At 69.5% G+C, this 26,729-nt stretch carries 25 protein-coding genes and 1 pseudogene; 8 read left to right on the top strand and 18 right to left on the bottom strand.

Annotated elements, in window-relative coordinates; all coding sequences use genetic code 11:
- Nucleotides 1–18 precede the first annotated feature (18 nt).
- Nucleotides 19–1,221 carry an MFS transporter gene (locus ACZ60T_RS01730; protein ID WP_469663534.1) on the bottom strand — a complete coding sequence of 401 codons (1,203 nt, stop codon included), beginning with the start codon at nt 1,219–1,221 and terminating at the stop codon, nt 19–21.
- Nucleotides 1,222–1,268: 47 nt separating this feature from the next.
- Here ACZ60T_RS01730 and pdxR point away from each other — a divergent pair, with 47 nt between their 5' ends.
- The gene (gene pdxR / locus ACZ60T_RS01725) at nt 1,269–2,675 is read left to right on the top strand and encodes a MocR-like pyridoxine biosynthesis transcription factor PdxR (RefSeq protein WP_469663532.1); all 1,407 of its coding nucleotides are present in this window, start codon (nt 1,269–1,271) and stop codon (nt 2,673–2,675) included.
- A gap of 315 nt (nt 2,676–2,990) precedes the next feature.
- Here the strand turns inward: pdxR and ACZ60T_RS01720 are convergent.
- The 3 genes and pseudogenes from ACZ60T_RS01720 to ACZ60T_RS01710 form a co-directional block, all read right to left on the bottom strand.
- Nucleotides 2,991–4,157 (bottom strand): annotated as a pseudogene (locus ACZ60T_RS01720) (glycoside hydrolase family 10-like protein); the annotation flags it as partial.
- 265 nt (nt 4,158–4,422) lie between these two features.
- Nucleotides 4,423–4,848 carry a nuclear transport factor 2 family protein gene (locus ACZ60T_RS01715; RefSeq protein ID WP_469663530.1) on the bottom strand — a complete coding sequence of 142 codons (426 nt, stop codon included), beginning with the start codon at nt 4,846–4,848 and terminating at the stop codon, nt 4,423–4,425.
- A gap of 277 nt (nt 4,849–5,125) precedes the next feature.
- Nucleotides 5,126–6,481, bottom strand: coding sequence for an alkaline phosphatase (locus ACZ60T_RS01710; RefSeq protein WP_469663528.1), 1,356 nt, complete (start codon nt 6,479–6,481; stop codon nt 5,126–5,128).
- A 186-nt stretch (nt 6,482–6,667) separates the two neighbouring features.
- Between ACZ60T_RS01710 and ACZ60T_RS01705 the strand changes: the two genes are divergently transcribed.
- A complete protein-coding gene (locus tag ACZ60T_RS01705) occupies nt 6,668–7,408 on the top strand; it encodes a 3-oxoacyl-ACP reductase family protein (RefSeq protein WP_469663526.1) in 741 nt (246 codons plus the stop codon).
- Between the two features lie 79 nt (nt 7,409–7,487).
- Nucleotides 7,488–7,925, top strand: a complete 438-nt coding sequence (locus tag ACZ60T_RS01700; RefSeq protein WP_469663524.1) for a glutaredoxin domain-containing protein — start codon at nt 7,488–7,490, stop codon at nt 7,923–7,925.
- Here ACZ60T_RS01700 and ACZ60T_RS01695 read toward each other — a convergent pair whose 3' ends face one another.
- The 3 genes from ACZ60T_RS01695 to ACZ60T_RS01685 all read right to left on the bottom strand — a co-directional run bounded on the left by ACZ60T_RS01695 (nt 7,926) and on the right by ACZ60T_RS01685 (nt 10,533).
- Nucleotides 7,926–9,530: an alpha/beta hydrolase gene (locus tag ACZ60T_RS01695; protein ID WP_469663522.1), complete on the bottom strand. Its 1,605-nt coding sequence runs from the start codon at nt 9,528–9,530 to the stop codon at nt 7,926–7,928.
- An 81-nt stretch (nt 9,531–9,611) separates the two neighbouring features.
- Nucleotides 9,612–10,244, bottom strand: a complete 633-nt coding sequence (locus ACZ60T_RS01690) for a C39 family peptidase (protein ID WP_469663520.1) — start codon at nt 10,242–10,244, stop codon at nt 9,612–9,614.
- 34 nt (nt 10,245–10,278) lie between these two features.
- Nucleotides 10,279–10,533, bottom strand: a complete 255-nt coding sequence (locus ACZ60T_RS01685) for a response regulator transcription factor (RefSeq protein ID WP_469663518.1) — start codon at nt 10,531–10,533, stop codon at nt 10,279–10,281.
- 110 nt (nt 10,534–10,643) lie between these two features.
- On the opposite strand from ACZ60T_RS01685, the gene ACZ60T_RS01680 reads away from it, so the two are divergent.
- Nucleotides 10,644–11,021, top strand: a complete 378-nt coding sequence (locus tag ACZ60T_RS01680; RefSeq protein ID WP_289736938.1) for a PaaI family thioesterase — start codon at nt 10,644–10,646, stop codon at nt 11,019–11,021.
- 76 nt (nt 11,022–11,097) lie between these two features.
- Here the strand turns inward: ACZ60T_RS01680 and ACZ60T_RS01675 are convergent, their stop codons facing one another.
- From ACZ60T_RS01675 to ACZ60T_RS01645, 7 genes are all read right to left on the bottom strand, one after another.
- Nucleotides 11,098–11,541, bottom strand: a complete 444-nt coding sequence (locus ACZ60T_RS01675) for a PaaI family thioesterase (RefSeq protein ID WP_365631832.1) — start codon at nt 11,539–11,541, stop codon at nt 11,098–11,100.
- Nucleotides 11,542–11,598: 57 nt separating this feature from the next.
- Nucleotides 11,599–12,915: a beta-ketoacyl-[acyl-carrier-protein] synthase family protein gene (locus tag ACZ60T_RS01670; protein ID WP_469663516.1), complete on the bottom strand. Its 1,317-nt coding sequence runs from the start codon at nt 12,913–12,915 to the stop codon at nt 11,599–11,601.
- A 12-nt stretch (nt 12,916–12,927) separates the two neighbouring features.
- Nucleotides 12,928–13,263 carry an acyl carrier protein gene (locus ACZ60T_RS01665; RefSeq protein WP_469663514.1) on the bottom strand — a complete coding sequence of 112 codons (336 nt, stop codon included), beginning with the start codon at nt 13,261–13,263 and terminating at the stop codon, nt 12,928–12,930.
- On the bottom strand, nt 13,260–15,056 hold the full coding sequence (locus ACZ60T_RS01660) for an AMP-binding protein (protein WP_469663512.1): 1,797 nt from the start codon (nt 15,054–15,056) through the stop codon (nt 13,260–13,262). Before ACZ60T_RS01660 ends, ACZ60T_RS01665 begins: the two co-directional genes overlap by 4 nt.
- Entirely contained in the window at nt 15,053–16,579 is a 1,527-nt protein-coding gene (locus ACZ60T_RS01655; protein WP_469663510.1) for a B12-binding domain-containing radical SAM protein, read from the bottom strand. The genes ACZ60T_RS01660 and ACZ60T_RS01655 overlap by 4 nt, the downstream gene beginning before the upstream one ends.
- Nucleotides 16,576–17,883: a B12-binding domain-containing radical SAM protein gene (locus tag ACZ60T_RS01650; RefSeq protein ID WP_469663508.1), complete on the bottom strand. Its 1,308-nt coding sequence runs from the start codon at nt 17,881–17,883 to the stop codon at nt 16,576–16,578. Before ACZ60T_RS01650 ends, ACZ60T_RS01655 begins: the two co-directional genes overlap by 4 nt.
- A gap of 291 nt (nt 17,884–18,174) precedes the next feature.
- Complete coding sequence (locus ACZ60T_RS01645) at nt 18,175–19,110, bottom strand: LysR family transcriptional regulator (RefSeq protein WP_469663506.1); 936 nt, start codon at nt 19,108–19,110, stop codon at nt 18,175–18,177.
- Between the two features lie 178 nt (nt 19,111–19,288).
- Between ACZ60T_RS01645 and ACZ60T_RS01640 the strand changes: the two genes are divergently transcribed.
- From ACZ60T_RS01640 to ACZ60T_RS01630, 3 genes are all read left to right on the top strand, one after another.
- Nucleotides 19,289–20,575 carry an MFS transporter gene (locus ACZ60T_RS01640; protein ID WP_469663504.1) on the top strand — a complete coding sequence of 429 codons (1,287 nt, stop codon included), beginning with the start codon at nt 19,289–19,291 and terminating at the stop codon, nt 20,573–20,575.
- Nucleotides 20,576–20,618: 43 nt separating this feature from the next.
- Nucleotides 20,619–21,122 carry an HD domain-containing protein gene (locus tag ACZ60T_RS01635; RefSeq protein WP_365631807.1) on the top strand — a complete coding sequence of 168 codons (504 nt, stop codon included), beginning with the start codon at nt 20,619–20,621 and terminating at the stop codon, nt 21,120–21,122.
- A gap of 219 nt (nt 21,123–21,341) precedes the next feature.
- On the top strand, nt 21,342–21,653 hold the full coding sequence (locus tag ACZ60T_RS01630; protein WP_469663502.1) for a hypothetical protein: 312 nt from the start codon (nt 21,342–21,344) through the stop codon (nt 21,651–21,653).
- A gap of 80 nt (nt 21,654–21,733) precedes the next feature.
- Here ACZ60T_RS01630 and ACZ60T_RS01625 read toward each other — a convergent pair whose 3' ends face one another.
- Entirely contained in the window at nt 21,734–22,489 is a 756-nt protein-coding gene (locus ACZ60T_RS01625) for a TioE family transcriptional regulator (RefSeq protein WP_469663500.1), read from the bottom strand.
- 58 nt (nt 22,490–22,547) lie between these two features.
- Here ACZ60T_RS01625 and ACZ60T_RS01620 point away from each other — a divergent pair, with 58 nt between their 5' ends.
- Nucleotides 22,548–23,756 (top strand): erythromycin esterase family protein, encoded by a 1,209-nt coding sequence (locus tag ACZ60T_RS01620; protein ID WP_469663498.1) that lies wholly within the window; start codon nt 22,548–22,550, stop codon nt 23,754–23,756.
- Here the strand turns inward: ACZ60T_RS01620 and ACZ60T_RS01615 are convergent.
- From ACZ60T_RS01615 to ACZ60T_RS01605, 3 genes are all read right to left on the bottom strand, one after another.
- Complete coding sequence (locus ACZ60T_RS01615; protein ID WP_469663496.1) at nt 23,725–24,795, bottom strand: protein kinase family protein; 1,071 nt, start codon at nt 24,793–24,795, stop codon at nt 23,725–23,727. The two genes, ACZ60T_RS01620 and ACZ60T_RS01615, sit on opposite strands and share 32 nt — an antisense overlap.
- 455 nt (nt 24,796–25,250) lie before the next feature.
- A complete protein-coding gene (locus ACZ60T_RS01610) occupies nt 25,251–25,937 on the bottom strand; it encodes a hypothetical protein (protein ID WP_469663494.1) in 687 nt (228 codons plus the stop codon).
- 345 nt (nt 25,938–26,282) lie between these two features.
- Nucleotides 26,283–26,726 carry a hypothetical protein gene (locus ACZ60T_RS01605; protein ID WP_469663492.1) on the bottom strand — a complete coding sequence of 148 codons (444 nt, stop codon included), beginning with the start codon at nt 26,724–26,726 and terminating at the stop codon, nt 26,283–26,285.
- Nucleotides 26,727–26,729 lie beyond the last annotated feature (3 nt).

Below are 26,729 nucleotides of genomic sequence, written 5' to 3'. Positions count from 1 at the left end.
GGCGGCGCCTCGCCCTGCTCAGCGATCACGCCACGCCGGGGCCACGGCCACGAGCATCACGGCGGCCGTGAGAGCGAACGCGGCCGGGTACCCGGTACGGGCCGCCGCCGCGCCGAAGCCGAGCGCGCCGAGGCCCATGCCGCCGTCGTAGGCGATGTTCCACAGCGCGCTGACCGTCCCGTACCCGGACTCCCGCACCCGCGCGTACATCAGCGTGAGCGTCGCGTTCTGCGTCACCCCGAAGCCGACCCCGAACAGGGCGACCCCGGCCAGCACCGCCACCGGGCTGCTCGTCATCGCCGTCACCAGCAGCCCGGCGGACGACGCGAGCAGGCCGGGCAACACCAGACGGCCCGGACCGTGGCGGTCACCGAACCGCCCGGCGTACCAGCGGGCCACGGTCGCCATCGCGGGCTGGGCGAAGAGCGCGACCGCCACCAGCCCGGACAGCGACGCGGGGACGGCGACCGGCAGGAATGTCACGATGATCCCCGCGCCCAGCGCGGTCGTCGCGAACACCAGGGCGGGCCGGGCCAGCGCCCCGGTGCGCAGACCCGCGATGAGACCGGCGTCCCGGCCCGCGGACCGTTCCCGACCGGGCAGCCCCGGCACCACCACGACCACGGCCAGGGCCGCCACCCCACCGGCCACGCACACCGGGGTGAACCCCACATGACGGGCCAGCCACACCCCCGACGGCAGGGCCACCAGGGACGGCACACCCGACACGATCCCCACCAGCGCCAGCCCCTCGCCGCGCCGCTCGGGCGGGATCAGCGAGGCCGTCAGCGCGCCTCCGGCGACGACGGTGAGCGCGAAGCCCAGCCCGCGCAGCAGACACACCACCGTGATCCACACCATGCCGTGCCCGGCGGTCAGTATGAGCGCGGGCGCGCCCAGCAGCACCAGCCCCACGGCCAGCGCCACCCGGTAGCCGTACCGCGCGACCAGACGCGGGGTCGCCAACTCGCCGACCACCGTGGCGAACATCAACGCCCCGGTGGCCAAACCGGCGTTCCCGCCGCTGCGTTGGGCGTACAGCGGCACCACCGACAGCAGCAGGAAGAAGCCCGCGGAGGCGCCGATCACCGTCAGGAAGCGCAGCAGCAACGGCCGTGTCACCAACGGGGGTCGGGCAGGCGCGGGATGTGTGTCCGGGGGATGCGCGTCCGAAGGGCCCTCGGTCATGTCGTCGGACGGACGGCTGGATGGCGTGGTCATGTATCCGACGGTAGAGGCCGTCCGGCCCCTCGATAAGCTCCATTTCCATGCCGCTCGAGTGGTCCGGTCTGTCACCGGAACTGTTGCTCACCCTGGACCGGGGGAGCGGGGAAGGGCTGCGCGCGCAGCTCGAACGCCAACTCAGGGACGCCATCAGGGCCGGGCGTCTCGAGGTCGGCGAACGGCTGCCGTCCTCCCGCGAACTGGCCCGCCGCATGGGCGTCTCGCGCGGGCTGGTCCAGGACTGTTACGCCCAACTGCGCGCCGAGGGCTACCTCGCCACCCGGGTCGGCGCGGCCACCACCGTCGCGGCCCGCGCCTGCCCGCGACCGACGGCACCGGCCCCCGAACCTCCGCCCGCGCCCCGGCTCATCGCCGACTTCCGCTCCGGCGTCCCCGACCTCGGCTCCTTCCCGCTCGCCGACTGGCTGTGGGCGATGCGCGAGGCCGCCCGCGCGCTGCCGACCGAGGCGCTCGACTACGGCGAGCCGCAGGGGGCGCCCGTACTGCGCGAGGTCGTCGCCGGATACCAGCGGCGGGTACGGGCCGCCGCGGCCGACCCCGAACGGACCGTCGTCTGCTCCGGCTACGGCCAGGGCCTCGGCCTGGTCCTGCGCGCGCTGGCCGCCCACGGCATCCGCACCCTCGCCTACGAGGACCCCGGCTCACCCGGCGCCACGTCCCTGGCCGCCGCGCACGCCGGGATGACCGCCGTACCGGTGCCCGTCGACGAGGACGGCATCGACGTCCGGGCCCTGGAGGCGACCGGCGCGCGGGCGGTCCTCGTCACACCCGCGCACCAGTGGCCCACCGGAGTCGTCATGGCCGCCGAGCGGCGGCGCGCGCTGATCGCCTGGGCACAGCGCCGTGACGCCTTCGTCATCGAGGACGACTACGACGCCGAGTTCCGCTACGACCGTGAGCCGGTCGGCTCGCTGCAAGGCCTCGCCGCCGACCGCGTCGTGGCCGTCGGCACGGTGAGCAAGTCCCTCGCGCCCGCGCTGCGGTTGGGCTGGCTGCTGTGCCCGCCCGCCTTGGTCGCGTCCGTCGTGGCGTTCAAGGGGGCGGACGACCGCGGCTCACCTACGCTCGACCAGGTCGCGCTCGCCCGGCTGATCGCGTCCGGGCGCTACGACCGCCATCTGCGGCGGATGCGGACGGTGTACGCGGACCGGCGCGCCACCCTGGTCGAAGCGCTCGCGGCGCACGCCCCCGGCGTACAACTCACCGGGCTCGCCGCGGGCTTCCATGCCGTGGCCCACCTCGGCGCGGGCCGCACCGAGGAGCAGGTCCTGGCGGCGGCCCGCGCCCGACGGGTCGGCCTGTACGGCATGGCGGCCAACCGCTCGTCACCGGGCATCGATGGGGCCCGGCTCGTCCTCGGCTTCGGCAACGTGAGCGAGCGGGCGGTGGCGAAGGGTATCGCCGCCGTGGGTGACCTGCTGGCCGACTGACCTCCCTGGCGGGTGTCAGTGCCGGGGCGGCCGGACGGTGACGGGTGAACTCTCGCGCCCCGCCCGGTCCACCGAAGTGACGCTGTACGTCGCCCCGTTGGGGGCCACCGGAGCGGTCCACTCGGTGTGACGGGCGCCCGGGAGTACCGCTACCAGACCCTCGCCGTCGGCCGTGTGCTCGCGCAGTGCGTACAGCGCGGGGACATGGTTGCCGCGCGAGCGGACCTCGATCCGTGTCCCGCCGTCGGCCGTTCTGGTCGCCGACGCGAGCGGGGGCAGAGGAGCGGGCCCGTGGGCGAGCCTGGGCAGGAGGGGTGGCAGCGCGGGCCGCTGCCAGTGGTCGGCTCTCAGCCGCTCGACCGCGCCGATCCGGTCGGCACCGACGTCCACGGCGCTGAACAGGATCTCGCCGTCGATCTCCGGCAGCCCCTTGTCCAGGGTCAGATGCTGGGAGAGTTCGGCGGGGTCCTGCCAGGGGGCCGGTTGGCCGGGGTCACCGGCCTTGTACACGGCCTGGCCGATCCACAACTGCACGTCGGTGCCGCGGACCGCCTGCGCCCACCACGGCGCGAGGACGGCGTAGTCGGCCACCTGGAGGCCGATGTTCCAGTAGAGCTGCGGGGCGATGTAGTCGAGCCAGCCGTTGCGTACCCAGCCCAGGGTGTCGGCGTTGAGCGCGTCGTAGGACTGAGTGCCGTCGGTAGCCGAGCCGCGGGGGTCGCTCGCGGCGTTGCGCCAGATGCCGAACGGGCTGATACCGAACGCCGCTCGGGGCCGGACCGCGCGTACCCGTGCGCCCATCTCCCGCACCAGCAGGTCCACGTTGTGGCGGCGCCAGGCGGCCCGGTCGGTGAAGCCGGAGCCGTACGCGGCGAACGCGTCGTCGTCGGGGAAGTCCTGGCCGCTGACCGGGTAGGGGTAGAAGTAGTCGTCGAAGTGGACGCCGTCGATCTCGTAGCGTTCCACCGCGTCCATGATGGCGCTCTCGACGAAGGCGCGGGCGGCGGGGACGCCGGGGTTGTAGTAGAGCTGGCCGCCGTAGGAGACGACCCACTGCGGATGCAGTCGCGCCGGGTGGTCGGGCGTGAGCCGGGTGAGGTCGGATTGGAGCGAGATGTGGTACGGGTTGAATCACGCGTGCAGGGCCAGTCCGCGCTCGTGCGCGGCGTCGACCATGAAGCCCAGGGGGTCGTAGCCGGGGTCCTGGCCCTGGGTGCCGGTCAGGTACTGCGACCAGGGCTCGTAGCGGGAGGGCCAGAACGCGTCGGCGGCCGGACGGACTTGGGCGAAGACCGCGTTGAGCCCGAGTGAGCGGGCGTGGTCGAGCCGTGCGATGAACTCCGCCTGCTGCACGGCCGGGCTCAGCCCGGTCCGTGAGGGCCAGTCGATGTTGGCGACGGTGGCGATCCACTCACCGCGCAGCTCGCGGTCGCGGTACGCGGGCTCGGCGGAGGCGGCCGCGGCGGCGGCGGGCAGGGACATACCCGTGGCGGCCAGACCGGCCGTCAGCCCTGCGGCCCGCAGCAGGACGCGGCGCGTGGGGCGACGTACGGCGGAACTGTGGTGCGGGGTGTCGGTCACGCGGACTCCTCGGAGGACGACGGGAGCAGCTTGATCGACTCACGGTTCCCAGTACGCCGTGCCCAGTCAACGCGCGGGGACGGAAGTGTTACCGAACGGCCTGCGCCCGGCACCGGCGATCAGCCGAGGGCGGCCGTGCCGTGCCGTCGGACGACCGACGCCGCCCTCACCCTCGGGCGTTGGCGATTCCCAGGCCGTCCATGTAGTCGCGGACTCGCGTGAGTTGTCCGTCGCGGACGTGGAGTATCAGGAGACCGGGGACGGTGAAGGTGCTGTTCGTCGTCGGCAGCGTTCCCACCACGACATGCTCGGCGATGATCACTTCCGGGTCGTCGGTCCCGTAGGCCGCGATCTTCTTGACGGCCTCCACCTGGACGGGGCTGGCACCCCAGGCCGCCCGGTATCCCGCCCGTACGGCCTCGCGTCCTTCGTAGCGCGGAGGGAAGCCGGGAGAGGCGAACGGGAACTCGTGCACGGCGTCGACGGAGTACAGATCGGCGAGATCGTCCGCGGACTTGTCGAGCATGGCCTGGTAGTAGCAGGCCAGCACCTCACGCGGGGTGCGAACAGTGGGTACGTCAAGATGCGACACAGGGGTTACTCCATCCGCTCAACTGCCGTTGCCTCACTGGACCATAGGTATGGGGGCCGGGTGCAAGGCGCGACATGCGGCCGAGCGCGGCGTCAACCGCCGTAAGGCGAGGCGGCGTTGTGCCGACACGATACGCCGGACTCGCACTGCACGAGGAGGAAATCGCATCTCGCCGTCGGTCGGTCTGGGCGGCCGAAACCGGCCGGCAATCCGGGTGAGCGTGTGCCGATGGGGGAGACCGGCAGCCGGTCTCCCCCACCTATGGTGCGCAGCGTGCTCAGCGCAGGCGCAGCGCCTCGCGGACCGTGGTGAACAGGTCGGTCTGGTTGGTGACACCGAGGACGCGGAAGGCCTGCGGGCCCTGCGCGGCGATACGGACCTGGGTGCCGGTGTGCTCCTGGGACTGGCCCGGGGTGTTGGTGGAGTAGTTCACCTTGAGCTGCTGGCCCTCGTTGGTGACGAGCGTGGAGGACAGGCCGGGCGGGGTGGCTTCCAGCGGGACGATCTGGCTGGTGTGGCCGTGGTCGGCGGTGGTGACGACGAGGGTGTCGGGGTGCTTGGCCGCGTAGTCACGGGCGACCTTGACCGCGCGGTCGAAGGCGGCGGTCTCGCCGATCTGGCCGCAGGGGTCGGCGGCGTGGTCCTGCTTGTCGATCGAGGCACCCTCGATCTGCAGGAAGAAGCCCTGCTTGGAGTGCTTCTGCTTGGCCTCGAGGAGCTGGATCGCCTTGGTGGCGGAGTCGGCCAGGGTCGGCGTCGTCGAGGGGCGGTCGGGGTTGGAGGTCACACACCGCTGCGGGGCGGTGCCGCCGACCGCGGCGCCCTTGCCGGTCCACTCGGTGGGCACGTTGCCCGAGGCGAACAGGCCGAGCACCCGCTGTCCCGTCTTCACCTTCTTCATGCCCTTGTCGTCGGTGACGACCTCGTAACCGAGCTGCCGGGCCTGCTCGGTGACGGTCTGGCCCTTGTAGCGACCGGCGGTGATCTTCTGGTCGAAGCGCTGCTTGCCGCCGCCGAAGAGGACGTCGACCTTGTGGTTGACGGACTGCTCGGCGATCGAGCCGGGACCGCCCGCCGCGATGGTGTCGGTGGGGCAGTTGGCCATGTCGGCCGGGCCCTGGCAGGAGCGGTCCGTGACGTGGGAGGCGAGGACCGCCGGGGTGGCGTCGGTGAGCTCGGCGGTGGTGACGCTGCCGGTGGCGTAGCCGTTCTTCTGGGCGAGCTCCAGAATGGTGGGAACGGCCTTGTCGGTGCCGGGGGTCTTGGAGATACGGCCGTTGACCGTCTTGACGCCCGTGGCCCAACCGGTGCCGCTGGCGGCGGAGTCGGTGACGTAGTCCGGCGAACCGTCGGCGTGGACGGCGTACGTGGTGTAGGCGCCGGTCAGCGGGAACTTGTCCATGTTCAGGCGGCCGCTCGCGCCGACCGTGTAGTCACGGGCGAGGGTGATCTCCGAGTCGCCCATACCGTCGCCGATGAGCAGGATGACGTTCTTCGCCTTCCCGTTCTGGATCGCGGCCTTCGCGTGGTCCTTGCTGTCGGAGGCACCGGCGGTGGTGGTGACCGCCACGGCGGCCGTGGTGGCGACCAGCGCGGTGGCGATCATGAGGTGACGGCGGGTGGATCTGGGCATGGAAGTGACTCCTTGAAGCGTCCGACGACGAATGCGGGGGACCAACGGAAGCCACATCACCATGGGCTCGCAAAGCAGAGGTAAATGACTGGTTGAGTCGGCGTATCCAGGACATGACACGCCAGGCCGAACGCCAGGTCCGATACGCGCCAGCGCCCGGCGGTGGTGGCTGTGATGCTCGGTGCCATGAAGCGATGCGAAGGAAACGTAGCCATGGTCACGGGTGGCAGCAGGGGGATCGGCGCGGCCGTGGCCCTCCGACTGGCGGAGGAGGGCGCCGACATCGTCATCACCTACGAGAACAGCGCGGAGCGGGCCGCCGACGTGGTGGAACAGATCAAGGCCCGGGGGCGCCGGGGACTGGCCGTCCAGGCTGACAGCGCGGTACCCGAGGCGCTGACCGCGGCGGTCGACGAGGCCGCGGCCACCTTCGGCCGACTGGACATCCTGGTCAACAACGCGGGTGTGTTCCTCGTCAGCCCCCTGGAAGACCTGAGCCCGTCGGACATCGACCGCACCCTGGCGGTGAACGTCCGGGCCCCGTTGGTGGCATCCCAGGCGGCGGCACGACACATGGGTCAGGGCGGTCGCATCATCAGTATCGGCAGCAATGTCGCCGACCGCGCGCCCTTCCCGGGGCTGGCGCTGTACTCGATGAGCAAGACGGCTCTCGCCGGGATGACCAGGGGCCTGGCCCGAGAGCTCGGGCCGCGCGGCATCACGGTCAATCTGGTGCACCCAGGCCCCACCGACACGGATGCCAACCCCGCCGACGGCCCGAACGCCGAGACGATCGCTGCCCTCACCGCGCTGGGCCGCTACGCGGAGCCGACCGAGATAGCGGCCACGATCGCCCACTTGGCAAGCGCGGACGGCAGATACATCACCGGAGCCTCGCTCCACGTCGACGGCGGCTTCACCGCCTGATCCGGGAGCACCCGCGAGCGGCGGCCGATGCAGGCCGCCGCCCGCAGGGCGCGGTAGCCCTCACGTAACCTACGCGGTCATGACCCGCGCCTGGATACTGCCCCTCATGCTCGTGCTGATCGGCTCAGCCGTCGGGACCGCGCTGATCCTCCAGGGGAGCCTTGGCGCAGCCGTGGCACCCCTGCTGATATGCGTGCTGCTCGCAGGCATGAACTCGCCTCTGCTCTTCCCGAGATCGATCGGCGCGCTGGAGGCCGAACGCCGCAGCGCGGCCGACGGCCGACCGATCGTCTTCTGGCGGCCGGGCTGCAAGTACTGTCTGCGCCTGCGCATCCGATTGGGCCGCAGCGCCCACCAGTTGCACTGGGTCGACATCTGGCGCGACCCGGCCGGGGCGGCGGCGGTGAGAGCGGCCAACGACGGCAACGAGACGGTGCCCACGGTCGTCGTGGCAGGCCGCCCGCACACCAACCCCGACGCCGCATGGGTACGCCGACACCTCTCCCGCGCCCGGTGATCAGGAGCGACGCCCCGCACCCCCCTCCGGCCCGGACATACCGGGCTGTGCCTTGCAGGTCAGGTCGTGCAGGGGAAGTCGACCTGTGCGCAGGTAGGCGGTGACGTGCTGGTCGACGCAGGTGTTGCCGTACTCGCCGTACAGGCCGTGCTGGCGGGCTCCCTTCACGGTGAGGAGCCGGGAACTCGGCCACTGGTCGTGCAGCTCCTTGGCACCGGCGTAGATCGTGCGGGGATCGCCGGTGGCGGAGAGGAGCAGGGCCGGGGCGTCGTTGTCGAGCACGGTCGGTGCCTCGGCGGGCCGGTCCCAGAACTCGCAGGGGGTGATGTTGTTGGCCAGCGGCCCGGTGAGGGGGAACCGCTTCCGGGACTCCTCGACCGCGCGCCAGTAGCTGCCGACGCCGCGCCGTTCGGCCACGTCGCCACAGATGATCGCGGTCATCTGGCTGGAGGGGGCCGAGCCCACCTTGGTCAGCAAGAACTCCAGTTGCCCGGCGAGTTCTTCGGACGGCTCGACCGGCTTCCGGTCCGCGGCACGCGCCAAGAGGCTCACGGTCCGGGCCAGGTCGGCGCGCCGCTCGTCGAGGTCGCTGCCGAGGCCGCCGATGAAGACGGAAGGAAGCACATGCTCGTCCAGCCGGTACGTCTTCCCGAGCCGCAGCGGTTCCTTCGCGGCGGCGTCGAGGATGTGCCGCACCGTCGCCAGAACCTGGGCGCGCGTGGCGCCCAGTCCGTAGGTGCTGTGGCGTGCGGCGGCCCACGACGCCCACGCGCGCAGGGCCGCCTCGTTGGCCGCCTCGGCGCCGTGCAGCAGGGTCTGGCTGTAGTGGTCCGGGGAGTTGACGCTGTCGAGCACCATGCGGTCGGTGCGGCCGGGGAAGAGTTGTGTGTAGACCTCGCCGAGGTAACTGCCGTACGAGTAACCGAGGTAGGAGAGCGCGTCCTCGCCGAGGGCGGCGCGGATGACGTCCATGTCCCGGGCGGTGTTGCGCGTGGTGACGTACGGCAGCACGTCGCCCTGAGTGCGCTTGCACCGCCCTGCCAACTCGCGCGCGACGGCGACCTCCTCGCGGTACGCCGCCAGGTCGGCTCCCGCGGAGCGGACGAGGGCGGAGCCGAGGTCCCAGCCGCAGTCCAGTGGGGTGCTCCGGCCGACGAAGCGCGGGTCCATGCCGATCAGGTCGTAGCGGTGGGCTACCTGGCCCATCACCTTCGACTTGGTCAGCGGCATGTCGAGGCTGGGACCGGCCGGTCCGCCGTTGTTGAGCAGCAGCGCCCCCACCCGGTGGGCGGTGTCGGTGGCCTTCAGGCGGGACAGGGCGACGGTGATGGTGCGACCGCCGGGGTCGGCGTAGTCGAGCGGCACGGTGATGTCGGCGCAGTCGGCACCCGCGGCGTCCAGCGCTTGGCCGACTTCGTCTTCGGCGCCGAGGGCGCAGGCATGCCAGTCGACATGTTGGCCGTGGAAGCGGGCTAACGGGTCGCGGTCGGTGGCGGTGGCGGTGGCGGTGGCGGTAGCGGTGGTGGCGTGTGCGGTGGTCGTCGCGGTGGCCGCGAGAATCGCGACACACGCCACGAATGCCTTGGTTCGTCGGGAAGTGGACATGTCCTCACTCTAGGAGCGGTGGACACGTCGACACACTCCGGGAAGCCCCTGAATCCGGGTGGGGTTGACCCTGATCCTCGGCTACGGGACAGCCCTGAGAGCGACCCCTCGTCCCGCGAAGAACCGGGGCAGCACCTCCCACGGCACCTCCGCGAAGCGCTGGGAAACACCGGGCAGGCCCGACGGGTTGTGGATCCGGAGGTGAGTGGGCGAGCAGCCGACAGCGAGGACCAGGTGTCCACCACGGCTCGGCGGCGTGGTGTGCGGCTCGCGGATCGACGGATGCACCGAAAGCATGACCAGCTTGCCGTCTCCGAGGAGATTCGGAATCTCCTCCGGCGCCAGCCTCCCGTGTACCTCGGCCTCGATGTCCCACCTCTTCGCCACGCGTTCGGCGAACGGAGCGTAGATGAGCCCCTCCACGCCATCGCCGTCGGCGCGGCGTACGTAAGCACCGGCGTCCAGGAACTCCCGGGCCAACGTGACAAGGCCCGGCGACTCAAGTCCCCAGTGCTCCAGGGTCATCCGCAGACAGGCCATGCCACAGATCCGCCAGGACCAGAAGGCGTAGTCCGCGGCGGTGTCCGCCCCTGACCGGCGCCAGAGGGGATCGTCTTCGGCCTTCACGCGGCCGGACAGCAGATCGGGGACGAGCGCGGCGGACTCCCATTGCGAGGAGTACGGCACATCGTGACTGACTGAGATGGCTTCCATGGTCCCGTTCTGTAGGTCGGTGTGGATGGCGGTGTCAGCGGGCCTGATCGGTGGGTGCCAGGCCGGAGTTCCAGCCCCAGGCCGCGATCCCCACCCGGTTGCGGACCGCCAACTTGCGTTGCAGCCCGGCTACATGGGACTTGATAGTAGCGAGTGAGATGAACAGTTCCTCGGCGATGGCCCCGAGGCTCCGCCTGCCTCCTGGCGCGTGTTGAGGCCGGGCGGCTGTCCCGCGGATCGCTGGCGGCGAGGGGAAAGCAGGAATTAGTCTCGGGCCACGAGGTCGCAACCGTCGATGACGACCATGCGAGGAGAGACGTGGAACCGCAATCGTTAGAGGACCAGGTCAGCCCCGAAGTACTGGACCGTGTTCAGTCCAGTTTCGACCGGCAAGGACTCATGCGTCATCTGGGCGCCCGTATCACGCATATCGCTCCCGGCCGTGTGCACATCACGCTGCCCCGAGCGAAGGAAGTCTCCCAGCAGCACGGTTACATTCACGCGGGTGCCACCAGTGCCATCGCCGACAGCGCGGGCGGCTATGCGGCGTTCACGCTCTTCCCCGAGAACTCCACGGTGCTCACGGTGGAATACAAGATCAACCTCCTGGCCCCGGCCGGGGGTGACCACATCGAGGCGGTGGGGACCGTCCTCAAGTCCGGTCGGACATTGACGGTGTGTCAGCTCCAGGTCTTCAGTCACACAGAGGACGAGAAGAAGCTCATCGCCACCGGGCAGCAGACGCTCATCTGCCTTGAATCACGGCCGGATCAGTGAGGATCTGACCCCGTCCGCTCCCGCGTTCGGGAGCCGGCCGACCGGATGTGAAGGCAGGTCCGGTCGGCCACCGTGCTCAGTCCTCGTAGCCGTCGAGGTCGGTGAGGCGGATCTTGGACACCGTGTACGTACCCTGGCCCGCCGCCACCAGCTTGCCGCTGTCGCTGTAGACATCGCTGCGCGTGACATAGATGGTCCTGCCCGCCGTCACCACCTCGCTGGTGGCCAGGATGCCCTCGTGCCGCACCGGCCGGATCAGGTTGATGTGGTAGTCGACCGTGAGGACGCTGTAGGTCTCCTCCATCGAGTTGGCCGCCATGAACCCGGCGGTGTCCGCGACCTCGAACAGCATCGCCGCGTGCAGGAAGTCGGCGTTCTGCGTCAGATCGCCGTTGAAGGGGATGGCGACCCGGGCCAACCCCGCCTTCTCGATCTCGATGGTCTTGTTCAGGAACTGAGAGATCCTGCACTTCATACAGCAGCGGGTGAGCTTCTCGAAGTGAGTCGACGCGGAACCCAAGACTGTCTCCTTCTCTCCTGCCGAACGTGCTGAGCGCGGTGTCACGGTTGCTCGCGGCTATACGCGCGACACGATGAGACTGGCATTGATCCCGCCGAAACCGAAGGCGTTGATCAGACAACGACGCAGCTCGGTCTTCCGCGCCTCACCGGCGATGTCGACGTCGGAGAACGCGGGGTCGCTCTGTTCGTACTTCAGCGTGGGGGACACGGTCTGGTGGCGAAGGGCCATCAGCGCGGCGGCGAGGTTCATCGGGCCGTTCGCGGCGAACATGTATCCCGTGTGTCCCTTGATGGAAGTGACGACCGGCTGACGCCCAGCGCCGGTCAACAGCTCGCGCACGGCGGCGAGTTCGGCCGCGTCTCCCCGGACCATGCCGGACGCCTGCGCGTACACGCAGTCGACGGCGTCCGGGGCCACGCCCGCGTCGGCGAGCGCGCCGTCCATGCACCGTACGACATGGGGAGTCGAGATGCCGGTGAGGTCGTCGCATCCGCTGTTCGTGGCATAGCCGACCAGTTCGCCGTACACCTCCGCACCGCGCGCCTCGGCATGCGCGCCGTCTTCCAGCACGAAGACGGCCGCCCCCTCACCGACGACCATCCCGTCCCGGCGGCGGTCGAACGGGCGCGGCGTACCGGCCGGATCCTCGCCGCGGCTCAGAGCCATCATGGCCTGGAAGCCGGAGTAGGTGACCGGAGTCGTCACGGCCTCCGCTCCGCCCGCCAGCGCCCAGGTGCGGTCACCGGACCGGATCGCGCGCATCGCCTCACCCACCGCCTGGCAACCGCTGGCGCAGGCACCGGCGATCGTCATCTGCTCGTCCGCGATCCCGTGGCGCAACGCGATCGCGCTCGCCGCCATGTTGGGGATGAGCGAGGGGATGAGGAACGGACTGGTCTTGCGCACCCCTTGGCGCTCCTGTTTGAGGACACCGGCCTCGATGCTGGGCAGTCCTCCCATGGCCACGCCCAGGTAGACGGCTCCCCCCGACGGGAGATCCGGCCCCACCCGCGGGGCGCTCCCGCCGCCGTACGCCTCTCCGACCAGCCCGCTGTACGCCTCTCCGACCGGCCCGTCGCACGCCTCTGCGGTCAGTCCGCTGTCCTCGACCGCCCTGTCCGCGGCGAAGAGCGCGTACCGCACGAACGCGCTCATCCGCTTGAACTCGAACGCGTACGGACCCGGTGAGAGTGTCACCTCGGCGTCGTCGACCTCGCCCGCGAGACGGCTGTGGAACCGGGCCGGGTCGAAACGGGTCACCGGGGCGATTCCCGAGCGGCCGTCGAGGAGGCCCTGCCACAGGGCGTCGACCGTCGAGCCGAGCGAGCAGACCACTCCCGCACCGGTGACCACTACACGTCTGCGCCGCACCGAAGGACCGGGTCAGGCCTGCTGTCCGGACACGTCCTGGGCCTCTCGTACATAGCTCTCGAGGTCCTGCATCGTCTCGAGCTTCTCCATGACGGATTCGTCGAAGTCCACGGAGAAGCAGTCCTCCAGGTAGAGGAGCAGCTCGATCATCTTGAGCGAGCTCATCCCCTCGATGGAGGTGCTGATGTGGGACTGCGGGGTCAGATACGAGACGTCGCGCTCCACGAACTCACCGATGTGCCCGACGATCCGGGCGAAGAGTTCCTGGTCCTGCGTCGCGTCCTGCCGCTCTTCTCGCTTCTCTTCCTGCTTCTCTTCCTGCATCGCGGGTTCCCCTTCGGAGGTCATGCTCGTCGGCTCACTGGTGCGGCGGCCCGTGGTGCGGTGCCGTCGGTCGCGCGGTCGGTGGTACCCGCCGAGAAGGCTGCGGACGCGGCCCCGACGGCCCCGTCCTCGATCAGCTTCCGGCACAGATGGCGCTGGATCTTGCCACTGGTGGTCCGGGGCAGTCGCGCCCGGGGCACCCAGTGGTAGGTGACACCGCTGATCCCGAACGCCTCGTCGAGCGCGCGGCTCACCTGGCCGGTGACCTGCTGCCGGTCACGGCCCTCGGCGAGCCGCTCGTCGAGCAGGAGATGGAGTTGCTCCGTGTGCAGCGTCGCGTCACGGACACCGACCGCGACGACCGCCGGAGTGCGCGGGCTCCGGGTCACGCTCTCCACGAACCGCTCCACCTGGTCGGGAACGTAGTTGCGGCCCGCGATGATCACGATGTCCTTGCTGCGGCCGGTGACGTACAGCTCCTCGTCGACCTGATAGCCGAGGTCGCCCGTGCCCAGATGACCGTCCGGTCCCTTGAACGGTTCCTCGTCGGCCCCGTCCGTGCCCTGCGCGCCGGTAACCGTGTCGCCGGGCTCAGGAAGATACCCGTCGATCACGCTGGGCCCGGCGACCTCGACCTCACCGATCACGCGATCGGGCAGCGGCTTCCCGTCCGGGCCCACCACCCGCAGCGAATGACCGGGCACGACCGGGCCCACGCACATCATGGCCGTCGTGCGCGGGTCACCGGCCGGGCGGGGCTCGGCGTATCCCTTCGCCGCGGCGGCCTCGGCGTCGACCCGGTCGACCGCGTACGGCCGTGTGACATCGGAGATGGTGACCGCGAGCGTGGCCTCCGCGAGCCCGTACACGGGCCTGAGCGTCGTCTCGGGCAGCCCGAACGGGCCGAACGCCGCCTGGAATTCGCTCAGGGTGCCCTCGTGCACGGGTTCCGCCCCGCACAGCGCGACACGCCACGTCGACAGGTCGAGATCCGTGGGCGGTCGGCGCCGCGCCACGCGCGCGCAGATGTGGAACGCGGAACTGGGCGCGGGCGACAGGGTGCCTCGGTAACGGCTCATCCAGTGCAGCCAGGACATCGGATTGCGCAGGAAGTTGACGGGATCGGAGAGCACCATCGGGACGCCCGCCCGCAGAGCGTACGAGATCCCGATGAGCCCCATGTCATGGAAGAGCGGGAGCCAGCTCACCAGCGTGTCGTCGGCCGTGCCCCGGATCGCCTCGGCGATCGCCCGTACGTTGGCGACGATGTTGCCGTGTCGGATCATGGCCAGCTTCGGTACGCCGGTCGAGCCGGAGGTGGCCTGGAGATGGGCGAGCGACGTCGGTGTCGCGCGGGGCGCGTCCAGCGGTACGGGTGCGCCGCGCAGGGCGTCCGGCGTGGTCACCGGCACCGGCAGCGAGGGGGTGAGGACGGCCGCCAGTTCGGGAGTGGTGATGACCCGCCTGGCCTGCGCGTGTGTCACGAGCCGGCTCAGGTGTGCGGCGTAGCGGGAGGTGTCACCGGTGGTGGGCTCCGCCGCGACGATCGGTACGACCCCGGCGTAGAGACAGCCGAGGTAGACCGAGAGGAAGTCCCGCGACGTGGGCAGGACGACGACCACACGATCGGCCGCCTCGATCCCTTGCGCCGCGAGCCCGGAGACGCTCCGGGCGATCAGGTGGCACACATCGGCGTAGCTGAGCGAGAAGGTGTCCTCGGAGCGTTCGATGACATGGAACGCCGACCGGTCCGGGGTGCGGGCCGCGCTGTCGAGGAGCGCGTCGATGACAGTCGCCGCCGGGTGAGCGCCGGTCATCGGGCGTATCCCTTCACGAACTCGACGTCCGAGCGCTTGGACGACCGTCCCAGCCACGTGCGCAGGTCGCCGTACCGCGCGTCGAAGTCGGCCTTGAGCAGGTCCTCCTTCAAGGTGCCGGACGAGGTGTAGTACGGCTTCTCCAACTCCGTGAGGAATCGGATGTGTTGCTCCATACCGGCCCGCCCGCACTCGACGCTGCGCTGGTACGCCTTCAGCCGGGCCCGTCGCTGCGGACGCCGCTCGATCTCGAACGCCCGCTTGAAGAAGATCCCGTAACTGTCCAGGATGCCCTGCTGTAACTCGCTGGGGCGCATGTGGCGGGGGAAGATGCCGACGAACGAGTAGTGCTGGTACGTCGGCACCTCCATGATGATCCGGTGGTCCTCGATGTCCTGGCGCGCCCCGTACAGCAGATCCTGGAACGGGTACTCCGCCAGGCATACGAAGACGGGGTGCATGATCCGCGCCTCGGCGCACCAGTACGCGGTGGACTCGATCGCCTGACGGTCCTGGACGTCCAGCCCGAAGATGATCGCGGAGTGGATCGCGATGTCGTTCTCCGCGAAGCGCACCAGGCGCCGGGTCTGTTCCGAGGGGTCCACCCGCTTGTTGAAGGCCTGGAGGACACTCGGATCCTCCGACTCCACCCCGAGGCAGTACTCCTCGAAGCCCGACCGCTTGAGGTCGAGGACCAGGTCCATGTCGTCGGCGTGGTTGATCCGGCTCATGGCGATGAACTTGTAGTCGCGGTCGCGGAACGTCTCGGCGATCTCACGGCAATAGCTCTTGCGGGTCGTGAAGTTCAGGTCCGTGACATAGAACCGGGTGCAGCCGGTCTGCTCGTGGATGGCGTCGAGTTCGCTGCGTACGTCCTGCGCCGTCTTGGTACGGAAGCGGCGTCCGAGCAGCCGGATCGCGTAGCAGAACGAGCAGTTGAACGGGCAGCCGCGCGACATCGAGACCGTCGCCCAGTGCAACTTCGGTGCCCGCGTGAGGAATTGCGGGTTGATCGCGTTGGCGAAACCTCCGAACCGGGTGACCTTGTTCAGGGTCAGCTCGCCGTCGGCACCGATGTAGGCCAGGTTGTCCACGTCGGTGGCGGGCTGCCCGGCCTCCAGTGCCGTGATGAGCTGGACCGTCGGGATCTCTCCCTCGGCGGTCACCGCGTAGTCCGCGTAGCGCAACGCCTCGTAGGGCGCGAACGCCGCGTGCGGCCCGCCCATGATCACCACACAGTCGGACCGCTTGTGGCGCTGGATCAGCTCCAGCGTCTCGATGTTGGACCAGAAGTGCGTCGCGAGCGCCGAGATCAGGATGTAGTCGTAGTCGGCGAGAGGGAAGTCCTCGGGCTTCTCGCCCCAGAACATCTGACACATCTCGACCCGGGCCTGCGGGAACTCCTGCTGGACGAACGAGGCGACGTAGTAGATGCCGTCGTTGTAGGTGGTCGCCAGCGTCGACGCGTCGGGATACGCCTCGTGGAACCCCAGTTGCACACAGAGGATGTTGAGGCCCGTCATGACGCGGGGCCCGACGACGTGATCTCCTTCGCGGCGTGCCGGCGCGCGAACTCCTTGCGTACCTTGTCCTTCATCTCCTGCATGAGCTTGGCGGCTATGCGGTCGGGGTCGTTGACCCGCCGCTGCGCCCAGGCCAACAGGTCCCGCGCTTCGCTGCGGTTCATCTTCGGGTGCTTCCACACCAGGTTGTACAGGTCGTGCTTGCTGAGATCCGGCTCGTCGACCAGATGCTCCATCTGCCGGTACAGCCGGGTGCGGTGGAACGGGGTCAGCAGCGTCAACTGGCAGGCGAACAGCCCCTCTTGGCTGAGCTGCTCGATGTCGAACTGCATGTCCTCGATGCTGTCCTCGGCGAACCCGACCATGAACGTGCCCAGCGCCCGGCGCCCGTTGTCGATCAACTCACGTACCGTCTGCCGGACGTTGTAGACGTCGTCGCGCTTCTTCACATCGGCGATGTTCTTCTCGCGGTACGACTCGATGCCGACGATGGCGCCGTCCATGTAGCGGTCGGTGAGTTCGGGGATGCGCCCCCGGATCAGATCGGCGCGGGTCAGACAGATCCAGGGCAACTCACGCTCCGCCAGGGCGTCGACCACCTGTTCCGCGAGCGAGTTGGTGAGGAAGAAGCTCTCGTCGTAGATGATGACGTGAGCCACCTTCGCGTCCCGGTACGCGTCGAGCGCCGCGTAGGTGTCCTCCATGAAGATGGCTTCTTCTTTGGGATTGAAGAGCGGCGTCGAGCAGAACGTGCAACCGATGTTGCAACCGCGCTTCGAGTACAGATATCCGACGGGAGAGCTGATTCCCCTGAATCCGCTCTGCCCCATCATCGCGGGGTGCCGGACCCGGGGTAACGGCCTGTCGTATACGTACTGATGGATCGGCGCCTCGCCCGCCCCTTTCACCAGCCTGGTGAAGTGCTGGTCGATATCAGGCGTGAGTACGCCGTAGTTACCGCCCCAGATCTCGGGTACTTCCGCCTCGCGCGCGGCCTTGGCCATCTCGATCGCGACCGGCGTGGACCAGGTGTAGAAGCTGATCCCGACCATGTCCCACGGCTCGGAATGCAGGGCGTCGAGATACTCCTGCCACGTCGGGTATTCCAGGATCTCGACGTCCGGCACATTGTGCTTGATGAAGCGGAGACCGGTCGGCGGACACGTCACGGAGAGCCGGTCCTCGATATCCACGGAACAGGTCCAGGCCTGGTAGGTATCGGTCCGGTCGTACCAGTTCCCGCCTATTCCATTCGGCTCTATCAACGCCTCTTTAGGTGCCGTTGTCAGGAGCACTCTCTTCATGTACGTACCCTTCGCCTGGAATCTGTGGTCCCGCGAACAAGCCGTGAACAAGCCCTGATCGACAGCGCGTCAGAGGTGATGCGCAATGTCGGTGGAATAGACAGGAAAGAACGGGAGGTACTCCGCGGCCGTGACCCTATGAGCGGCTGATCTTAGGTGTCAACCCGTTCAGTGATCCTGAGTTGTGACGGCAGCCGAATTCAGGCCACCTGGATAGCGATACGAGATCCTGGGCGTCGATGCACGTGATCAGGAATCCAGAACGGGCCTGAACGTGCCTGGACTTGATCGCTATACCGGAACTGCCCAGCCGGGAACCCAGGTACCGGCGGCGTCGTGGTCGGCCGTGGTGGCAGCGAGGTGGGCGCGGAGGGCGGCCAGCGCCGGGTGGGGGTTGTCGCGGTGCCACAGGAGCGAGTGCGGGTAGACGGGCGTCGGGTCGGTGACCGGGATACGGCGCAGACCGTGGCCCGCGGGCCAGACGAGACGGGTCGACTCGCCCATGAAGGTGGCCAAAGCCGGGGTGTCGGCGACGGTGTCCAGGAGCGCGTCGGAGCCGAAGTTGGGGCCGGTCGCCTCGATGGTGAGGCCGAACTCGGCGACGAGATCGTCGTAGTAGGCGCCCCATTCCGTGCCGGGGACGATGCCCGGCATCCAGATCCGGTGCCCGACGAGCTGGGCGAGGCTCAGCGATCGGGCGCCCGCCAGCGCGTGGGCGGGGCCGGTGAGGAGCTGGAGCCGCTCGTCGAGCACCCGCACGGACTCGATGTCCTCGGGAAGGGGGCGGCCGGGCATGGCGACGGCGCGGAAGGAGGCGTCGATCGTGCCGGACCGGATGGCGGCGATGGCCGCCTCGATGTCGAACAGCATGACCACGTCGAGGTCGATCTCGGGATGCGCGCGGTGGAAGTCGCGCAGCAGGCCCGACTGCGCGCCACGCGAACTGATCACGTCGACGCGCAGCGGACGGCGGCCGGGGCGCACGGACGCGACCGCGCGCTCCGCGACGCGCAGCAGCTCGCGCGCGTGGGGCAGGAACGCCTGTCCGTCGATGGTGAGCCCGGAGCCGCGCGCGGTGCGCGTGAACAGCCGCACGCCGAGGGTGCGCTCCAGCGCCGCGATGCGCTTGGAGACGGCCTGCTGCGTGACCGCCAGCTCGGCGGCGGCCTCCTGGAACTGCCCCGCGTCGGCGGCGACGACGAAGGTCCGGACGGTGTCGAGATCCATGCCGACACCCTAGAGACACAACCAGTGGTTGTGACAGGCTGCCCTGTAGTTGTTTGATCCCTTGATACGGCGCTCGATTTGATGTCACCGAACGCGGATCAGTTGTACGGGGGAGTGCGGACCGGTTGTACAGGTGGGTGTGCGAGTGAACAGCGGCGAGCGGCGAGGGACGGCGGGTATGAGAAGCGGGCATCGGCTGGGACATCTGCTCGGCCACCGGCTGGGGTGGCAGTTCGGGTGGCTCTGGGCGGCGTACGGGACCAGCGCGCTCGGCACATGGCTCGCCTTCGGCGCGTTCCCCCTGATCGCCGTCCAGGTGCTGCACGCCGGACCGACCGAGGTCGCCGCGCTCTCCGCCGTCGGCGCCGCGGTGGGCGCGGCCGTGGCGGTGCCGCTCGGCCCGTGGGTGGAGTTCCGCCGCAAGCGACCCGTACTGATCACGATGGACCTGGTGCGATGCGCGGCGCTGCTGACGATCCCCGCCGCGTACGCGCTCGGCGCCCTCACCTTCCTTCAGCTCCTGCTGGTCTCGGTCGCCGTCGCGTCGGCCGACATCACCTTCCGTGCCGCCTCCGGCGCGTACCTGAAGACCCTGCTCCCGGCCGAGGACCTGCTCGTCGCCAACGCCCGCTTCGAGTCCACGTCCTGGACGACCACGATCATCGGACCACCGCTGGGCGGCGCGGCCATCGGGCTCCTCGGTCCGGTGGCGACCGTACTGGCCGACGCGGTCAGCTACCTGCTCTCGGCCCTGGGCATCCGTGCGACCCGTGGCCACGAGCCGCGGCCCGAGCGCCGGGAGACCCCACGTATGCGGGCCGGGGACCTGCTCGACGGCTGGCGGTACATCCTCACCGACCGGGCGCTGCGTCCGCTGTTCTTCAACACCGCCTTGTTCAACGGCCTGGTGATGGCCACCTCGCCGCTGATGGCCGTCCTGATGCTCGGTCAACTCGGCTTCTCACCCTGGCAGTACGGCCTCGCGTTCGCCGCGCCCTCGATCGGCGGACTGCTCGGCTCCCGGCTGGCCCGACCGCTTGTCACCCGGTACGGCCAGCACCAAGTCCTGGTCGCGAGCGGGGCGTTGCGGGCACTGTGGTCCATCGGCCTGGCCTTCCTGAGGCCGGGCACGGGAGGCCTGCTGCTCGTGATCGGCGTCGAACTCGGGCTCATCTTCTGCTGCGGGGTCTTCAACCCCGTCTATACCACCTACCGCCTCGAACGCACCCCGACCGACCGGGTCACCCGCACCCTGACCGCTTGGGCGGTGACGACCAAGGGCGCGACCGCGCTCCTGACGGCCCTCTGGGGCGTACTGGGCAGTCTGCTCGGCCCGCGTACGGCCATCGGCCTGGCGGGTGTGCTCCTGCTGGCGACCCCGCTGCTGCTTCCCCGTCGTACGGCGACGACCATCTCGGAGCCGGAGCCGGAGCCGGAGCCGGAGCCGGAGCCGAAGCTCCTATGATTCTGTTCCAGACGCGCGAAGTTGTGACGAGTGGGGATGGATCATGGGTGAAGTGACCGTCGCCGAGGTCGACGCGCTCGCGGACCGGGCGCACGCCGGACAGGTCGACAAGATCGGCGTGCGGTACGTCGACCACGTCCGCGCCGTCGCCGCCGGACTCGCGCCGCTCGGCCCGGCTCTGGAAATGGCCGGTCTGCTCCACGACATCATCGAGGACACCGACTGCACGGCCGAACAGCTCCGCGCCCTCGGCATCCCGGACCGGGTCGTCCGCATCGTGGAGGACGTCACCAACGCCCCCGGTGTCGCTTACGAAGACAAGATCCGGCGCATCACCTCCAGCCGGGACGCCACCTTGGTCAAGATCGCCGACAACGCGCACAACTCCCGTTCCGACCGTGCCGCCCAACTCCCCCCGGAGCAGCGGGCACGCCTCGCGGCGAAGTACCGGGCCGCGCGGGACATCCTGTGGCCCACCGTCGATCCCGAGCAGATCGAGACCATCGTGTCGATCGTCAATCCGGCACTCCTCGACGAACTCCGCTGACGGGCGGAGCGGCGGCAGGCGCCGGGAGCACGGCGGCAGATCGCTCCAGAAATTCTCGAGAACCCGCGTAATGCTCGCGCGGTAGCGCGCTCTCTTCCCATGTCCGGGCGGCGTACCGGACCGACCAGGGCCTGCGGAGGCCGACCCTTCCGCGCGTCCGAGGTGCGGTCGCCCGCCCATCCACGCGTGACGTCGTCACGCCCAAGACATGGAGGGGCCATGCCTGCGATCCGGGTGACAGAGGAGTCCCCGACCACTCGCCGTCGGCGCGCTCCGCAGCTCCCGCTCCCGGCGACCGGTGCGATCGGCGGCGGGGCGACGGTCAGCGTCCTGGCGTACGTCGGTGCCCCCTGGTGGGTGGTGCTGTGCTCGGTGCTGTGTACGGCGATGGCGAGCGTCGCCGTCGCACTTCTGCCACAGCAGTCCAAGGACCGGTCCGCCGTGGTCCAGGGGTACTTCCGTCACCGCGAGCGTATGTACCGACTGCGGCGTGAGCCGTCGCGGCAGCGAGCGGAGGGGAGGACCGAATGACGGCTGTACGCTCCCGAACGTCACGAAGGGCTGAAAGGCCGCCGGACAGGCTCAGTTGCCGCGCGATCCACTACCCGTGCTCAACGACCTGGCGGCGATGGCACGGTACGGAGGTACGCCTCCAACTCGGCCGCCCCGGCCAGCATCGCGCGCCCGCGGGTGGACAACCGTCCGTGCCAGTCGCGCAGCGTGGCCTCCAGCGGCTCGGGCCCGCCGGCCGCCCGTACCTGGGCGATCAACGGGGCGATCTGCTCCAACAGGTAGCCTCCGCGCCTGAGTTGGTGTGCCAGCCGGGCGTCCCGTACGTCGGCCTCGTCGTAGACGCGGTACCCGGTCCGCGGGTCGCGGCGCGGGCTCACCAGCCCCGCGCGCTCCCAAGTGCGCAGCGTGGCGGGGTGGATGCCGAGGTGCCCTGCCAGCGGTCCGATGAACCTGACGGCCCTGGAGGGCGCGTCGGGCTCGGGGGCCGCGGCCGGTTCCAGGCTGCCGAGGGCGCTCTCCACGGCCTGGAGGGTCCGCCGGTCCTCGAGGAGTTGAGCGTGACTCTCGTCGATGAGACGGAACGCCTCGTCGACCGCGCCCTGGTTCACGGCCCGCATGATCGACGCCGCCGTCCGATGACCGTGCCCAGGTATCAGGGCGAGGAACGCGCGCAGAGCCCGCGCGTGCAGCGACGTATAGGTGCGGTAGCCGTGAGGTGTGCGCTCGGCGGCCGGAAGAATGCCGGCCTCCTCGTAGTTCCTGACCGCCTGCGTGGACAGACCGTGCTCGCGCGCCAGATCAACGGGCCTGAGCCTGAGCCTGAGTCGATCGCAGCTTTGAAGGTTTCGCCCCATGATCCTGACGATATCGAGTGAAAGTCTCAATCGAGCGTTCAACGATACCGTTGAAGGCATGGCTCCTGACATCAAGGACACCGCCCACCCCATCGACGCCGACGCCGTCATGAGACTGCTCCCGGCCCGGCCCCGGCTGCTCGCCCTGGGCGAACCCACCCACGGCGAGAACGCTCTGCTGGACCTGCGCAACGAACTCTTCCGACAGCTCGTGGAGCAGGAGGGTTACCGGACGATCGCGATCGAGAGCGACTGCATGAGCGGCCTGGTCGTGGACGACTACGTCACCTCGGGCACAGGCACCCTCGACGAGGTCATGGAACACGGCTTCAGCCATGAGTGGGGCGCCCACGAAGGCAACCGTGAACTCGTACGCTGGATACGCGCGTTCAACGAAGGTCGGCCCGCATCGGACCGGCTCCACTTCGCCGGGTTCGACGGTCCGCTGGAGATCACCGGCGCCGCGAGCCCCCGGCAGGCCCTCGCCGCGCTCCACGGCTACCTCGCGGCCCGAGTGGACGCGGACCTGCTCCCGTGCACCGCCGACACACTCGACCGCCTGCTCGGCGCCGACGACCGATGGACCGACCCCGCCGCGATGATGGACCCGAAGCAGTCCGTGGGACAGTCCGCCGACGCGGGTCAACTACGCTTGCTCGCCGACGACTTGGTCGCGCTGCTCGACCAGCAGAAGCCGCATCTGCTCGCCGCGACCTCGCCGGACGCCTTGGACCGGGCGCGCCTGTACGGACGTACCGCCACCGGCCTGCTGCGCTACCACCATGGGATGGCGGACACCTCACCGGCCCGCATGACACGACTCTGCTCCCTGCGGGACCTGATGATGGCCGACAACCTCCTCGCCCTCGCCGCTCGCGGCCCGGCACTCGTCCACGCCCACAACTCCCATCTCCAGCGGGAGAAGAGCGCGATGCGGATGTGGCAGGGGCTGGTGGAGTGGTGGAGCGCCGGTGCGCTGGTGAACGCCCAACTCGGAGAGGAGTACGCCTTCGTGGCGACGGCGCTCGGCACGATCCGGCACCAGGGAGTGGACACACCGCCGCCGGACACCCTCGAAGGACTCCTGTACGGGCTCCCGGAAGACCGCTGTCTCATCGACGCGCGGCAATTGGCCACTGCCCTCGGCAACACACCGCCCGCGCCCCGCGTGTCCCCCTGGTTCGGCTACGCCCCGCTCGACCCGGCGCACCTGCCCGGCATCGACGGCATCGTGTTCACCAAGGACGTGTGCGCGACACCCTCCTGATCTCGGCGCCCGGAAACGGCGTCCGCTTGGTCTCGTTGACCAGGCGACGGGCGAACTCGCCCATGACCGTGGCGGCTTGGGCATGCCGGTCGATGATCGCGGCGATCTCGCGCGGGACGCCATTGGGCCGACGCCCGGCGATCCACTCACGCAGGAACGCCTCGTGGTCCGTACCGCCGCGCAGCTTCTCGGGCAGGTGGTAGCGGAGCAGATGACGCATGGTGTAGCCGTGGTCGTAGACGAGGTGGTCGGAGAGGAACTCCGCCTCAGCTGCCGTCAGTTCGAAGTCGGAGCTGAGAGCGAGTCCGAAGTCGGCGAAGTACAGCGTCCGGCCGTCGGTCAGGAGATTGGCGAAGTGGGCGTCGAAGTGGACGAGTCCGCGTGAACTCATGAAGGCCGTCCCTCGCGCTAGGGCCTCCTCCACCCATGGGTACGGCGAACCCTCCCCGCCTTCCGGCGCGGTGGTCAGGTGGTCGTGCAGCCAGCAGGCGAGCGTCTGCGGGACATGCTCCAAGAAGAGCACCAGGCTGGCCGAGGACCGGCCGATGGCCTCCAGGCGCTCGCGCACGGCCGACGAGCCTTCCCAGTACTTCACCGCCCCGTCGATGTCCCCGAACACGTCGGTGAACCCTTCGGGAGGGGAGTCCGGCAGGATGCGCCAGTGATACATGAGCGGAAAGCCCTCGTACTCGTTCCCGAGGACCCAGTGGGTGGTCATGATGTGCGTGGCCAGCTCGCGCCAGGCCCCGAACCCGGCCGAGCCCACCCCGTACTGGTAGAACATCGGCAGTCCGAAGAGGTTCGCCGTCGACCGTATGTTCTCGGGCCGCAACTCCCTGTCCGTGAGGGGGACTCGCTTGACGAACACGTGCGTGCCGTCGATGTCCAACTCCGCTGATCTGCCGCCGACACCGGCGCCGAGCGGGGCAGCGGAGGCCACGGCCTCACCGAGCCGACGGTCACTCATGAGGGACAGGCGCGTGGCCACGGTCCCGTACGCGGCGAGCCGCGCGGCATAGTGCGCGTCAGGGTGGTGCATCGACGACTCCTCGGGCCCGGAACCGGGGCTTCGATCCTCTCGCGAACACGGCCACGTTCGCGGACGCGGCCGAGCCTATCCCCCGGGTGAGCAACTTGCCCGCCGTCAGCGCCTCGTGCACTTCGACGCTCTCGGCGAACGGCGCCTACGCCACCGGCATGCAGTACCTGGTGCAGGGCGGTCACCCGCTGACCTGCCACTGGGACGGCACCGCGGAGCTGGCTGATCTCTGCCTCCACGTGATCGGTCCCGACGGTCGGAACCCGACGGCGAAACCCGGTGGCCGTTCCACACCTTCTACGACCTGGCACCGGCCGACAGCTCCGGTGTCTTCTGTGCCGTCGGCGCCTACTCCACGCCCATGAACGCCCGCGGTGACAACGCGATCCACGGCCTGATCGAGCGGTCCGCCACGATGTCCGCGGAGGCGGCCGGCCACTGAGTATCGGAGCGGCTCATTTCGCGGTCTCGTAGTGAGCGTCGTTCTTCGAGACCGCGTTCAGCAGCGGTTGCAGGCGGTCCACCAGCTCCTGGTACTCGCTCGTCCGGCCGTCCGACCACTGACCCAGCCCCACCACCATGGCGCGGCCCTGCCCGGTGAACGCCTGCACCATTCCGCTGTCGGCCGGGAGGGTCGGCAGGCCGGACCCGGGCGGTGGAGCCTGCGCGGCGACCTCGAAGTCCCCGAAGTTCAAGGATAGTTGGGTCACCAACTTCACCGTCTCCTGGGGGTCCTTCATCGTGAAGACGGCCAGGTCGAACTGATTGTCCCGCGCGTCCTTATAGAGGGCGATCTCCTCGCCGAGACATCCCTTGCCCGCGTTGATCTCGGCGGCCAGCGCCGATCCGACCGAATCGGGTTCGGTGCAGGACTTCAACACGACGGAGCCCAGCCTGGTGAACGTGCCGCCGTCGCCGTCCGGCACATGAGCCGGGAACGCCTCGGACAGGGGGATGATCGGCCGCTCTCCTGAACTACCGGTCGTCGCGGAGGCACTTGCCGCGGAGGCGGACGTTGCTGGCGTGGGCGCGGCAGCTTCGTGTACGTCAAACGAGGAGTCCGCGTCCGGCCGCAGAACCATGTAGGCCGCCGCGACCACAGCAACCGCGGCTATGCCCAGCGCGGCGTTCCGGGGCCACACACGCTTCCGGGCAGGAACCGACCCCTCCCTGATAGAAGCGCTTCGGACGAAGTCGTCGTCAAGTACCACGTTCCACTTGTCGTCGGTGGGTCTGTGATGACGCGGGGGAAGATTCTCATTGCTCGGCACGGTGGAACCGTAGTGAGCGGGCCTACAGAGATGAACACACCCCGGTCTCGGCGTGATCACTATTCGAACGAGCCGAGACGGTGACCAGCAGGGGCCCGATGACGGCCGTGACAGGGTGCACACATGTCGAACTCCGTCGCGTACCCGGTCTTCCGCACCACCGACCCCGTATAGACCCTTCGTGTGGCACGACAGCTTGCAGCAGTGCCGCGTCCGTCAGGGCTCGGACAGGGGCGCGGTCGCGGCCCCGGTGTCATGGGCGGCGCGTTCGGTGTCCGCGTCGCCCTCGTCGTCGTCTCCTTCGGGCGCCGTGCCCATTGTCTTCGGGCCCTCTTCCTCGCCCTCGTGTTCGTTCGGAGCGGCCTGGATGCCCACCCCCTGCGAGGTCGAGACGTTCTGGTCGATCGCGCCTCCTCCGCCGTCGTGGTCGCTGCCCGCGGTGCCCTTGCTCAGTGGTGCCAGCACGTTGGCCGTGCGGTCGACTTCGAGCCAGGAGTCGGCGTTGGAGTTGTCGATGGTGATCAGGGAGGGGCCGTGGTGTGTCTCCACGCCACCGGCCGGGGCGTCGGCCCAGGCGGTACCGGCGGCCAACTGGCCCTGGCAGAGCAGGCTGAGAGCGGCCACCAGGGCCGCGCGCGCCTTCGATGAGGTGGGTCCCATGTT

It is taken from the genome of Streptomyces sp. NPDC104371, assembly GCF_055583785.1.
Note: the sequence above shows the minus strand (reverse complement) of the source record. Positions and strands in the feature narration are given on the sequence as shown.

Excerpts from the sequence above, each read along its gene's own strand:
- pdxR (WP_469663532.1), top strand. The coding sequence starts at position 1,269 with ATGCCGCTCGAGTGGTCCGGTCTGTCACCGGAACTGTTGCTCACCCTG.
- ACZ60T_RS01660 (WP_469663512.1), bottom strand. The coding sequence starts at position 15,056 with ATGACCGGCGCTCACCCGGCGGCGACTGTCATCGACGCGCTCCTCGAC.
- ACZ60T_RS01635 (WP_365631807.1), top strand. The coding sequence starts at position 20,619 with ATGGGTGAAGTGACCGTCGCCGAGGTCGACGCGCTCGCGGACCGGGCG.
- ACZ60T_RS01655 (WP_469663510.1), bottom strand. The coding sequence starts at position 16,579 with ATGACGGGCCTCAACATCCTCTGTGTGCAACTGGGGTTCCACGAGGCG.
- ACZ60T_RS01645 (WP_469663506.1), bottom strand. The coding sequence starts at position 19,110 with ATGGATCTCGACACCGTCCGGACCTTCGTCGTCGCCGCCGACGCGGGG.
- ACZ60T_RS01630 (WP_469663502.1), top strand. The coding sequence starts at position 21,342 with ATGCCTGCGATCCGGGTGACAGAGGAGTCCCCGACCACTCGCCGTCGG.
- ACZ60T_RS01700 (WP_469663524.1), top strand. The coding sequence starts at position 7,488 with ATGACCCGCGCCTGGATACTGCCCCTCATGCTCGTGCTGATCGGCTCA.
- ACZ60T_RS01730 (WP_469663534.1), bottom strand. The coding sequence starts at position 1,221 with ATGACCACGCCATCCAGCCGTCCGTCCGACGACATGACCGAGGGCCCT.
- ACZ60T_RS01650 (WP_469663508.1), bottom strand. The coding sequence starts at position 17,883 with ATGAAGAGAGTGCTCCTGACAACGGCACCTAAAGAGGCGTTGATAGAG.
- ACZ60T_RS01710 (WP_469663528.1), bottom strand. The coding sequence starts at position 6,481 with ATGCCCAGATCCACCCGCCGTCACCTCATGATCGCCACCGCGCTGGTC.
- ACZ60T_RS01620 (WP_469663498.1), top strand. The coding sequence starts at position 22,548 with ATGGCTCCTGACATCAAGGACACCGCCCACCCCATCGACGCCGACGCC.
- ACZ60T_RS01665 (WP_469663514.1), bottom strand. The coding sequence starts at position 13,263 with ATGACCTCCGAAGGGGAACCCGCGATGCAGGAAGAGAAGCAGGAAGAG.
- ACZ60T_RS01680 (WP_289736938.1), top strand. The coding sequence starts at position 10,644 with ATGCGTCATCTGGGCGCCCGTATCACGCATATCGCTCCCGGCCGTGTG.
- ACZ60T_RS01615 (WP_469663496.1), bottom strand. The coding sequence starts at position 24,795 with ATGCACCACCCTGACGCGCACTATGCCGCGCGGCTCGCCGCGTACGGG.
- ACZ60T_RS01640 (WP_469663504.1), top strand. The coding sequence starts at position 19,289 with ATGAGAAGCGGGCATCGGCTGGGACATCTGCTCGGCCACCGGCTGGGG.
- ACZ60T_RS01695 (WP_469663522.1), bottom strand. The coding sequence starts at position 9,530 with ATGTCCACTTCCCGACGAACCAAGGCATTCGTGGCGTGTGTCGCGATT.
- ACZ60T_RS01690 (WP_469663520.1), bottom strand. The coding sequence starts at position 10,244 with ATGGAAGCCATCTCAGTCAGTCACGATGTGCCGTACTCCTCGCAATGG.
- ACZ60T_RS01625 (WP_469663500.1), bottom strand. The coding sequence starts at position 22,489 with ATGGGGCGAAACCTTCAAAGCTGCGATCGACTCAGGCTCAGGCTCAGG.
- ACZ60T_RS01605 (WP_469663492.1), bottom strand. The coding sequence starts at position 26,726 with ATGGGACCCACCTCATCGAAGGCGCGCGCGGCCCTGGTGGCCGCTCTC.
- ACZ60T_RS01705 (WP_469663526.1), top strand. The coding sequence starts at position 6,668 with ATGAAGCGATGCGAAGGAAACGTAGCCATGGTCACGGGTGGCAGCAGG.